Origin of the sequence: Streptomyces milbemycinicus, from assembly GCF_002154605.1 — a bacterium.
GTDB lineage: Bacteria > Actinomycetota > Actinomycetes > Streptomycetales > Streptomycetaceae > Streptomyces > Streptomyces milbemycinicus.
In genome coordinates this window covers 1-11,094 of record NZ_MUNE01000471.1, presented here as the reverse complement: position 1 = coordinate 11,094, position 11,094 = coordinate 1, and the positions used below count along the sequence as shown (strand labels likewise).

Below are 11,094 nucleotides of genomic sequence, written 5' to 3'. Positions count from 1 at the left end.
GTGGTGTTGCCGGGGGTGGTGTTGCCGGGGGTGGTGCTACCGCCGCACCCGTACGCAACATAAGGTAAGCCTCGCCTAAGAACTGCCTGTGACAGGAGCCCTGCCATGTCCCCTCGACGCCGCGGTACCGCCGCCGTCGCCCTCGCTGTCGCCGCCGCGCTGTCCCTCGCGGCCTGCGGCGGCTCCTCCGACGGCGAGAAGGAAGGGAGCGGCGGGCAGGGCGACAAGAAGTCCGTGTCCAAGGACGGCAAGGACTTCGCGAGCGCGGCCAAGAAGACCGCCGCGATGGGCACGGACGCCAAGGCCGGCCAGTGGCCGCGCACCATCACCCACGCCATGGGCAAGACCGAGCTGAAGGCCCAGCCCAAGCGGGTGGTCGTGCTGGACGTCGGCGAGCTCGACAACGTGGTGTCGCTCGGCATCAAGCCGGTCGGCCTGGCGCCGACCGAGGGCTCCCCGGAGCTCCCGTCGTACCTGAAGAAGGAGGCGGGCAGCCCGAAGAACGTCGGCACCATCAACAACCTCAACCTCGAGGCGATCGCCGGCCTCAAGCCCGATCTGATCCTCGGCAGCCAGCTGCGCGCCGCGGACAAGTACGACGAGCTGTCGAAGATAGCCCCGACCGTCTTCTCCATCCGCCCCGGCTTCACCTGGAAGCAGAACTACCTCCTCAACGCCGCCGCGCTGGACAAGACGGCCGAGGCCAAGGCGGAACTCGCCGACTACGACAAGAAGGTCAAGGCGCTGGACACCAAGCTGGGTGCCAAGAAGCCGACCGTCTCCATGGTCCGGTTCATGCCCGACGGTGTGATCCGCCTGTACGCCAACGCCTCGTTCATCGGCACGATCCTGAAGGACGCGCACATTCCGCGCCCCAAGAACCAGGACGTGGAAGACCTCGCCACCGAGATCAGCGCCGAGAACATCGACAAGGCCGACGCCGACTACATCTTCACCGGCGTCTACGGCGACCCGAAGGCCACGGACCGCTCCAAGGCGCAGGGCAACCCGCTGTGGAAGAACCTCAAGGCGGTCAAGGCGGGTCACGCCACCGACGTCCCGGACGAGACCTGGTACCTGGGCCTCGGGGTGATGGCCGCGAACAAGGTCGTGGCGGACCTGGAGCAGCGCCTCACCGCATAGCAGCGCCTCACCGCATAGCAGCGCCTCACCGCGTGGCAGCGCCTCACCGCGTGGCAATACGCGGGCCGGGGCGGGGCCTCAGCTCCGCCCCGCCCCGGCGCCCTGGCCCATCCGGCTGTGGCGGCGCCCGTAGAGGAAGTAGACGACGAAGCCGATCGCCATCCACACCCCGAACCGCACCCAGGTCTCGGCGGGCAGGTTCAGCATCAGCCAGAGCGAGGCGGCGACCGAGGCGATCGGCAGTACCGGCACCCAGGGGGCGCGGAAGGCGCGGGGCAGATCGGGGCGGGTGCGGCGCAGCACGATGACGCCCAGGGCGACCACGACGAAGGCGAAGAGCGTGCCGATGTTCACCAGCGCCGCCAGCTCGGAGATGCTGGTGAACCCGGCGACGACGGCGATGACGGCGCCGAGCACGAGCGTCGAGCGGTACGGCGTGGCGTACTTCGGGTGCACCTTCGAGAAGACCCTGGGCAGCAGCCCGTCGCGGCTCATGGCGAAGAAGACGCGGGTCTGTCCGAGCAGCAGGATCAGACAGACGGTGGTGAGTCCGATCGCGGCGCCGAAGCTGATGAGGCCCGCGTAGAAGGGGTGTCCGGTCTCCTTGAAGGCGTCGGCGAGCGGGGCGTCCACCGACAGCTCGGTGTACTTCTGCATGCCGGTGACCACGATGGACACCGCGACGTAGAGCACGGTGCAGATGACGAGCGAGCCGAGGATGCCACGCGGCATGTCCCGCTGCGGGTTTCTGGTCTCCTCGGCCGTGGTGGCCACGATGTCGAAGCCGATGAAGGCGAAGAAGACCACGGCGGCGGCGGTGAAGATGCCCTGGACGCCGAAGGAGGTCGGCGCATACCCGAACATCACCTCGATCAGCGGGGCCTTGAGCCCGGCGCTGGTGGCCGTCCCCCTGGCCGGAGGGATGAAGGGGTGGTAGTTCTCGGCGTCGATGAAGAAGGATCCGGCGATGATGACCAGCAGCACCACGGTCACCTTGATAGCGACCACCACCGCCGTGACGCGCGCGGACAGCTTCATGCCCAGAATCAGGATCCCGGTCAGCAGCAGCACCAGCAGAAAGGCGAGGATGTCGAAGCCGAAGCCGTGTGCCACATCGGGGCCCGACAGCGCATCCGGCAGATGCCATCCCGCGTTGTCCAGCAGCGAGCGCACATAGCCGGACCAGCCGACCGCCACCACGGCGGTGGCCAGGGCGAATTCCAGGACCAGGTCCCAACCGATGATCCAGGCGGGCAGTTCGCCGAGCGAGGCGTACGAGAAGGTGTACGCGGATCCGGCCACCGGCACCGTGGAGGCGAACTCGGCGTAGCACAGCGCGGCCAGCGCACAGGCGATCCCGGCGGCCACGAAGGCGAGCGCGGTCGCGGGCCCCGCCTGCTGTTTGGCCACGGCTCCGGTCAGTACGAAGATGCCGGTGCCGATGATCACGCCGACGCCGAAGACGGTCAGGTCGAGGGCGGAGAGCGTCCTGGTCAGGGCGTGCTCGGGCTCCTCGGTGTCCTGGATGGACTGCTCCACGGACTTCGTCCGGAAGAGTCCTCTGGGGCCCCTGCCTCCGGCCCTGTTCCCGGCGCCTCCGCTGCCTGGTTCTCTTAACGTCACCGCGCCACCTCCACGCCTGCCCGTGCGCGCCATCGTTGTGGCTACGGGGCATGCGGGATGTATGCACACTCTCCGGCATTCCCGATTCACCCGATGGGGCGCGGCGGCGGGAAAAGCACTGGGCCGGTCGGAGCACCGCGCGTGTCACGCGGCGGCCCCGACCGGCCCGAGCCGGAGGTGGTGGTGCGGGGGCGTCAGTCCCGTACGGGCTCGGCCGCGGTGGACTGCGCCGCCGCCCCGGTCCCGGCGGGCTCGGCCGCGGCGGCCGACTCCGCCGCCTCACCCTCGTAGCGCCCGCCGATCCTGGAGACCAGGCCGGTGACCTGGCGGGCGATGTCCGGGGCGGTCAGCCCGATCTCCGCCATGACCTCCTTGCGGGAGGCGTGGTCGAGGAAGCGGGGCGGGATGCCGAAGTCGCGCAGCGGCATGTCCACCCCGGAGTCGCGCAGCGCCTGCGCGATGGCGGAGCCCACGCCGCCGACCCGGATGTTGTCCTCGACGGTGACCACGACGCGGTGGCGCTCGGCGAGCGCGGGCAGTTCCTCGTCCACGGGCTTGACCCAGCGCGGGTCCACCACCGTGGCGGAAATGCCCTGTTTGTCGAGGAGGTCGGCGACCTCCAGACACATCGGGGCCAGCGCGCCGACCGAGACCAGCAGCACATCCGGCCGGTCCGCGTCCGCCGGGGCGGGCTCGCGCAGCACATCCATACCGCCGATCCGGCCCACCGCCCGGACCGCCGGGCCGACCGCGCCCTTCGAGTAGCGCACCACCGTCGGGGCCCCGTCCACCTCCACGGCCTCGCGCAGCTGGGCGCGGACCTGGTCGGCGTCGCGCGGGGCGGCGATCCGCAGCCCGGGGACGACCTGGAGGAGGGACATGTCCCACATGCCGTTGTGCGAGGCGCCGTCCGTACCGGTGATCCCGGCCCGGTCGAGGACGAAGGTCACCCCGCACTTGTGCAGCGCCACATCCATCAGGACCTGGTCGAAGGCGCGGTTGAGGAAGGTGGCGTAGACGGCGAAGACCGGGTGCAGCCCGCCGGTCGCCAGGCCCGCCGCCGAGACGGCCGCGTGCTGCTCGGCGATGCCGACGTCGTAGACGCGGTCCGGGAACGCCTTGGCGAACTTGTCCAGGCCGACCGGCTGGAGCATGGCCGCCGTGATCGCGACGATGTCCTCGCGCTCGTGGCCGAGCTTGACCATCTCCTCGGCGAAGACCGAGGTCCAGTCGGCGCCGGACGCGGAGATCGGCAGACCGGTGTCCGGGTGGATCTTGCCGACGGCGTGGAAGCGGTCGGCCTCGTCCTGGAGGGCGGGCTGGTAGCCGCGGCCCTTCTCGGTCAGGCAGTGGACGATGACCGGGCCGCCGAAGCGCTTGGCGCGCTGCAGCGCGGACTCCAGGGCCTCGATGTCATGGCCGTCGATCGGGCCCACGTACTTCAGGCCCAGGTCCTCGAACATGCCCTGCGGCGCGATGAAGTCCTTCAGCCCCTTCTTGGCCCCGTGCAGCGTCTCGTACAGCGGACGGCCGACGACCGGGGTGCGCTCCAGGAGGTCCTTGCCGCGGGCCAGGAAGCGCTCGTAGCCGTCGGTGGTGCGCAGGGTGGCCAGGTGGTTGGCGAGGCCGCCGATGGTGGGCGCGTACGAACGCTCGTTGTCGTTGACGACGATGACCAGCGGGCGGTTCTTGGCCGCGGCGATGTTGTTGAGCGCTTCCCAGGCCATGCCGCCGGTCAGCGCGCCGTCACCGATGACCGCGACCACATGGTCCTGCTTGCCCAGCAGCTCATTGGCCTTGGCCAGGCCCTCGGCCCAGCCCAGCACGGTGGAGGCGTGGCTGTTCTCGATGACGTCGTGCTCGGACTCGGCGCGCGAGGGGTAGCCGGACAGCCCGCCCTTGCTCTTGAGCTTGGAGAAGTCCTGGCGGCCGGTGAGGAGTTTATGAACGTAGCTCTGGTGACCGGTGTCCAGAAGCACCTTGTCCCGGGGCGAGTCGAAGACCCGGTGCAGGGCGATGGTGAGCTCCACCACACCGAGGTTGGGGCCCAGATGGCCACCGGTCTTGGAGACGGCGTCGACGAGGAAGGTGCGGATCTCCGCGGCCAGCTGGTCCAGCTGCTCCAGAGTGAGCCGGTCCAGATCACGCGGTCCCCTGATGTGGGTCAGCAGCACCCGTGCCTCCTTGCTGTCGAGTTTGCCGTCGTGCGTCTTTGCACTTGTGCCTGTCGAGCCTTGCCGGTCCGCCTGAGTCTAATGTTCCGTCCGGCAGGCGAAGGCCCGGTCCATGCGATACGCGTCACGCGTTCGGCGGCAGAACACTCGTGCCCGGCACCGCCTGCGCGAGGCGGTGCCGGGCACGTGAGAAACGGCACAGCGGGTACGGGGCTCAGGCGCCCCCCGGGGGCACCTCCCAGCGGTAGCTGGGGGAGAGCCGAGCCCAAAAGAGGGGGCTCAGCCGCGTCCCGCCGAGCGCTGGGTCCTCCGCGAGACCGAGTCGATCACGACCGCGGCCAGCAGCACCGCACCGGTGATCATGTACTGCACGGAGTTGGCGACACCCAGCAGGGCCATACCGGACGCGATGGAGCCGATGACCAGCATGCCCAGCAGCGCCGACCAGACCGAGCCGCGGCCGCCGAAGAGGCTGGTGCCGCCGATGACCGCGGCGGCGATCGCCTCCATGAGCAGGTTGCCGGTGCCGGCCTGCTGGCTCGCGGAGCCGATCCGGGAGGCGATCATGATTCCGCCGAACGCCGCCATCAGCCCGGACAGGGCGTACACCGAGATCCGCACCAAATCGACATTGATGCCCGCGCGGCGGGACGCCTCGACGTTGCCGCCCAGCGCGATCACCTTGCGCCCGTACGAGGTGCGGCGCACCACGAAGTCGAGGGCGAGCAGCACCACCACGAAGATGACGAGCGCCAGCGGCAGGCCCTTGTACTCGTTGAGCCGCCAGGCCGCGGCGTAGGCGATGACGGCCAGCACCCCGGTGCGCACCAGGATCTCGCTCAGCGGCCGGGAGGGTACGCCGGCCGCCTTGCGGCGCCGCGCGCCCAGGAACTGGGCCAGGAAGAACCCGGCCACGGCGACCGTGGCCGCCCCGTACGCGGCGATCAGCTGTGAGAAGTAGTGACTGGACAGGGTCTGCACAAAGCCGTCGTCGTCGAGGTCGAGCGTGCCGGTGGTGCCCAGCACCTGCAGCATCAGCCCGTTCCAGGCCAGCAGACCGGCGAGGGTGACCACGAAGGCCGGGACGCCGATCTTGGCGAAGAAGAAGCCGTGCAGCGCGCCGAGGGCGGCACCGAGGGCCAGTGCGATGACCACGGCGAGCACTTCGGGCACCCCGTGCCTGATGTTGAGCACCGCCATGGTGCTCGCGGCCAGACCGCTGAGCGAGCCGACGGACAGGTCGATCTCGCCGAGCAGCAGCACGAAGACGATGCCGACCGAGATCAGGCCGGTGCCGACGATCAGGATCGACAGGTCGGAGAGGTTCTTGGGCGACAGGAAGGCGTCGTCCTTCACCTGGTAGACCACCCAGATGATGGCGATGCCGACGATGACCGGGAGCGCGCCCAGGTCACCGCTGCGCAGCTTGCGGCCGAACTCCTGGAGGTAGCCCTTGAAGCCCTCCTGGCGCACCAGCAGCCGGGGGTCGACCGCGGCGACCGCGTCCTTGGCGACCGGGGCCACGTCCTCGGTGTCGCCGCCATTGGTCTCGTCGATCTTGGTGGTCACTTGGCGACCTCCGCGTTACGCGCCTTGCGGCGGGTCACGGCGTTGTCCGTGGCGCCGGTGATGGCGGAGATGATCTCTTCTTGAGAGGTGGTCTTCACATCGAAGGTGCCGTTGTTACGGCCGAGCCGCAGCACCGCGACCCGGTCCGCCACGGCCTTGACGTCGGCCATGTTGTGGCTGATGAGGATCACCGCAAGGCCGCGCTCGCGCAGCCGCTCGACCAGGTCGAGGACCTGCGCGGTCTGCTCGACGCCCAGGGCCGCGGTCGGCTCGTCGAGGATGACCAGCTTGGGCTCGCCGAGCATCGAGCGGGCGATGGCGACGGTCTGCCGCTGGCCGCCGGAGAGCGAGGCGATCGGGATCCGCACACTGGGGATGCGGATGGACAGGGTCTGCAGCAGCTCGCGGGAGCGGCGCTCCATCTCGACCTCGTCGAGCACCCCGGCGCGCAGGATCTCGCGGCCGAGGAAGAGATTGCCGACCACGTCGATGTTGTCGCACAGGGCGAGGTCCTGGTACACGGTCGCGATGCCCAGCTCCTGGGCGTCGTGCGGGCGGCTGACCTGGACCGGCCTGCCCTCCCACTCGACGACGCCCTCGTCGGCGGGGCCGACTCCGGCGATCGCCTTGACGAGGGTCGACTTGCCGGCGCCGTTGTCGCCGACCAGGGCGACCACTTCACCGGCGCGGACCTCCAGGTCTATGTCCGTCAGCGCCTGGACGGCGCCGAACCGCTTGGAGATCCCGCGCAACGCCAACACGGGTTCATTCGGCACGATGGCCATCTCCGATCTGAGCAGGGGCGAACCCCTGCGGTGTTACGGAGAGGAGAGAGAGCGCTCTCCCCTCTCACCTTCTTGTGGGGGCTGTGGTGGTGTCGACAGCAGCGGCGGGCCGCCCGTGGTTCACGGGCGGCCGGTGGCGCACTACTTGATGCCGAGCTCGTCGCACGCGGCCTTGTACTTGGCCGTGCAGACGTCGGAGGCCTTGTACAGGCCGTCCTTGATCACGGTGTCGTTGATGTTGTCCTTGGTCATCGACACCGGCGGGATCAGCGTCGCCGGGATCCCCTTCTTGGTCGGGCTGTCGGCCGTGGCCTCGGCGGGGACCTTCTCACCGTGGCCGAGCGCGAGGGCCATCTTCGCGGCGGCCGCCGCCTCCTGGCCGTACGGCTTGTACACGCTCATGTACTGCGTGCCCGCCAGGACCCGCTGGACGCCCGCGAGTTCCGCGTCCTGCCCGGTGACCGGGGGAAGCGGGTCGACGCCGCCGGCCTTGAGCGCGGCGATCGCGCCGCCGGCCATGGTGTCGTTGGCCGAGTAGACACCGATGATCTTGTCCTTGCCGAGCGAGTTGATCGCACCGGTCATGGCCTTGTTGGCCTCATCCGCCAGCCAGCGGTCGATGTCGTACTTCTTGGCGATGTCGACCTTGCCCTCCAGAACCGACAGCGCGCCCTTCTTGAACAGCGCCGCGTTCGGGTCGGCCTCCCAGCCGTTGAGCATGACGACCTTGCCGGACTTGGCCTTGCTGCCGAGCGCCTTGAGCAGCGCCTCGCCCTGCACCTTGCCCACCGTCTCGTTGTCGAACGAGGTGTACGCGGAGACCGGGCCCTCGGCGAGCCGGTCGTAGGCGACGACCGGGATTCCGGCCTCGTCGGCCTTCTTGACCGAGCTGGAGATGGCCTTGGAGTCCACCGAGTCGAGGATGATCACGTCCACCTTCTTGGTGATCATCGAGTCGACCTGCTGCTGCTGGACCGAGGTGTCCGACTTGGCGTTGGCGTACACGATCTTGCAGTCCGCACAGCCCGCCTTGATCTCCTTCTCGATCAGGGGGTGGTCCATCGCCTCGTATCTGGCGGTCTGGTCTTCCGGCAGGAGCAGGCCGATGGTGAGCGGGCCGGTCTTCTTCTTGTTGTCGTCCTTGTCCTTGCTGTTGCCGGATTCCTTGGCGGAGCCACAGGCGGCGAGCGAGACGGCCATCGTGACGGCGGCCGTGGCGACGACGACGCGACGCATCGTTGCGTTCATGCTGGGGGTGACCTCCCTGACGAGGCCGCGTCATTGCGGCCGAGGTGGCTGGAAGTCAACTCGGCCGCCCGCATGACGTCAAGAAGTAAATCCTTAACGAGATGGCAACGGTGCCATTCGTTATCTGAGTGAACGCAGCGTGATCCGGTCCAGACCAGGCAGAAAAGCCGGGGATCCGGGCACAGTCAGTGCCCGGAGCCCCGGCTCGCTCCGGCGGTGAAGCCGGTCAAGTGGTCAGGCCGGCGGCCGCGGTGAAGCCGGTCAGGTGGTCAACCGGTCAGGCCGGCGGCCCCGCTCAGGTGAGGGCAGGGGTGCCCGCCGACAGGGCGCCGTCGAGCAGCGTCGAGTCGCCCATCTCGCTCAGCACCAGCGCCAACGCGCCCAGCACCTCGGCCCGGCCGCCCAGCGCCCCGGGCATCACCGACAGCCGGCGGGCCGCGCTCGGGATGGCGTACCGCGCGACCGACTCCCGGATCGGGCCGAGCACCAGCTCCCCCGCCTCGGCGAGATGGCCGCCGAGCACCACCCGGCTCGGGTTGATCAGATTGCACAGATTCGCCACACCGCTGCCGACATGCCGCCCCACATCCGCGATCACCCGGCGGCAGCCGGGGTCGCCCTCCCGGGCCAGCTGCACCATGCGCTCCACGGTCAGGTCCGCGCCATGGCTGGAGTACAGCAGCGGCAGCACATACCGGGCCGCGGTGAACGTCTCCAGACAGCCGCGGTTGCCACAGCGGCACACCGGGCCCGACTCGTCCAGCGTGATGTGGCCGATCTCGCCGGCCGTACCGCCCGGCCCGCGGTAGATATGCCCGCTGATCACCAGGCCCGCGCCGACACCGTCGGCGACCTTGATGTACGCGAGGTCGGCCACCCCGCGCCCGGCCCCCCACACCAGCTCGCCGAGCGCGCCGAGGTTGGCGTCGTTGTCCACATGCACCGGCACGCCGAGCCGCTGGGCCAGGTCGTCACGCGGATTGGTGCCCGCCCAGCCGGGCAGGATCGCGGTCGAGCCGAGCGTGCCGGTCTCGACGTCGATCGGGGCAGGCACGCCGAGGCCGACGCCCACCACCTTGTCCTGGCTGATGCCGGTCGCCGCGATCAACCTGCTGACCAGGTGTTCCGCCCGGTCCAGGCCCTGCGAGGCCGAGGCATCCACATCCAGCGGCTCGGACTCCTCGGCCAGCACCTGATGGGCCAGGTTGCCGATCGCCACACGCAGATGCGTATGCCCGAAGTCCACGCCGACCACGATGCCCGCGTCACCGCTGAGCGAGACGCTGCGCGCCCGGCGGCCGCCCGCCGAGGTCGGGGTGACCTCGACCGTGCCGCCGTCCTTGAGCTCACGGACGATATTGGAGACCGTGGCCGCGGACAGCCCGGTGGTCCGGGCGATCTCCGCCTGGGTGAGCGAACCCGCCATGCGCACCGCGCGTACCACCCGCTCGAGGTTGGCCCGGTGCAGCGACGACTGCGATCCCGGAGTCTCCACGCCCATCCACTCCTGCCTCCGCGGGCGACACGACCGCCGCTCCGCCGGCCGGGCCGCAGCAGTGAGGCCCGGCTTGTCTCCAACATGTGAACTCTAAGCTGAGCCGCCTCGGTTGTCCCCCGTCAAGTCCTTGACAGACCATGACGGAGCCAAGACGACTCCTTGATCGGATTGGTCTGTACCGGGCCGGACGGGTGCGCTCCGCCGCGTCGGTGTGACATGAGGCTTCCCGTGCCCTGCACACACAATCTCGATATCGCGCCAGCGTACGACGGGAGCCGCCGGGCGGTAGGGGGTGTCCAGTACCTGAGCGATCAGGCGATCATGCCCGGACGAACACCGCGACGTGCAGCCGGCCCGGCCCCCGGTCGCGGTCCGCGATCACCAGCCGCTCGGCGCCTTCCCCCGCCCCGTCCGCCGCCACGTCCGCCGTCGCATCGCGCAGCGCCCGCCACACCCCGGCGCAGCCGTGCGCCGGCCCGGCGGTCCGTACCATGGCCCCCGCCGCCTCCAGGGGCCTCGCCAGGTCGCGCAGGCCGTTGCCCAGGACGTACGACGTACGCGCGGCCGGCCCGAGCAGCGGCAGGCAGTCCGCCGCCTCCGCGGCCCGCTCCTCCGCCACCGCCTCCAGGGCCCAGCCGCCCGTACCGCCGAGGGCCAGCACCGCCCCGGCCGCCGGGTCGAGCACGAACAGCGCGGCGTCGCTCAGGCCCCCGCTCCGGTGGATGCGGTCGAGCACCTTCAGACCGCTGAAGGGGGCGCCGATCCCTTGATCGGCGACGGAGAAGGCGCGCGGCTCGCCGGGGCAGGCGTCGGCGAGGAAGCCGGCCGCCAGCCCGGCGGGGGCCGCGTCATACGCCTCGTGGGCCACCACCAGATAGTCCAGCGGGCGCGACAGCACCGGCCCTGGACCTGAGGTCCCCGGCCCTGAGGTCCCCGGCCCCGAGGCCCCCGGGACGTGTTGCCCGTCGCCGACCGGCGCTCCCGCCAGCAGCTCGCCGCCCATCGCGACGAAGGACCGCTCGCCGGGCGGCCCCGGGAAGTCCAGCCCCCAGGT

Annotated in this window: 7 protein-coding genes and 1 pseudogene; 1 reads left to right on the top strand and 7 read right to left on the bottom strand. The window is 70.2% G+C overall.

Features of this window, described 5'->3' with window-relative positions; all coding sequences use genetic code 11:
• Positions 1-105 precede the first annotated feature (105 nt).
• Positions 106-1,143 (top strand): ABC transporter substrate-binding protein, encoded by a 1,038-nt coding sequence (locus CCN51_RS33845; RefSeq protein ID WP_014175703.1) that lies wholly within the window; start codon positions 106-108, stop codon positions 1,141-1,143.
• 78 nt (positions 1,144-1,221) lie between these two features.
• On the opposite strand, the gene CCN51_RS33840 is transcribed toward CCN51_RS33845, so the two are convergent.
• From CCN51_RS33840 to CCN51_RS55225, 7 genes and pseudogenes are all read right to left on the bottom strand, one after another.
• Positions 1,222-2,682, bottom strand: a complete 1,461-nt coding sequence (locus tag CCN51_RS33840) for an amino acid permease (protein ID WP_014175704.1) — start codon at positions 2,680-2,682, stop codon at positions 1,222-1,224.
• Positions 2,683-2,960: 278 nt separating this feature from the next.
• Entirely contained in the window at positions 2,961-4,940 is a 1,980-nt protein-coding gene (dxs, locus tag CCN51_RS33835; protein WP_086860467.1) for a 1-deoxy-D-xylulose-5-phosphate synthase, read from the bottom strand.
• A 279-nt stretch (positions 4,941-5,219) separates the two neighbouring features.
• Positions 5,220-6,509 carry a sugar ABC transporter permease gene (locus tag CCN51_RS33830; protein WP_014175707.1) on the bottom strand — a complete coding sequence of 430 codons (1,290 nt, stop codon included), beginning with the start codon at positions 6,507-6,509 and terminating at the stop codon, positions 5,220-5,222.
• A complete protein-coding gene (locus CCN51_RS33825; protein ID WP_014175708.1) occupies positions 6,506-7,294 on the bottom strand; it encodes an ATP-binding cassette domain-containing protein in 789 nt (262 codons plus the stop codon). The genes CCN51_RS33830 and CCN51_RS33825 overlap by 4 nt, the downstream gene beginning before the upstream one ends.
• Before the next feature lie 141 nt (positions 7,295-7,435).
• Positions 7,436-8,542 carry a substrate-binding domain-containing protein gene (locus tag CCN51_RS33820; RefSeq protein ID WP_043486579.1) on the bottom strand — a complete coding sequence of 369 codons (1,107 nt, stop codon included), beginning with the start codon at positions 8,540-8,542 and terminating at the stop codon, positions 7,436-7,438.
• A gap of 295 nt (positions 8,543-8,837) precedes the next feature.
• Complete coding sequence (locus CCN51_RS33815; RefSeq protein WP_043489876.1) at positions 8,838-10,037, bottom strand: ROK family transcriptional regulator; 1,200 nt, start codon at positions 10,035-10,037, stop codon at positions 8,838-8,840.
• A gap of 322 nt (positions 10,038-10,359) precedes the next feature.
• Positions 10,360-11,094 (bottom strand): annotated as a pseudogene (locus tag CCN51_RS55225) (hypothetical protein); the annotation flags it as partial.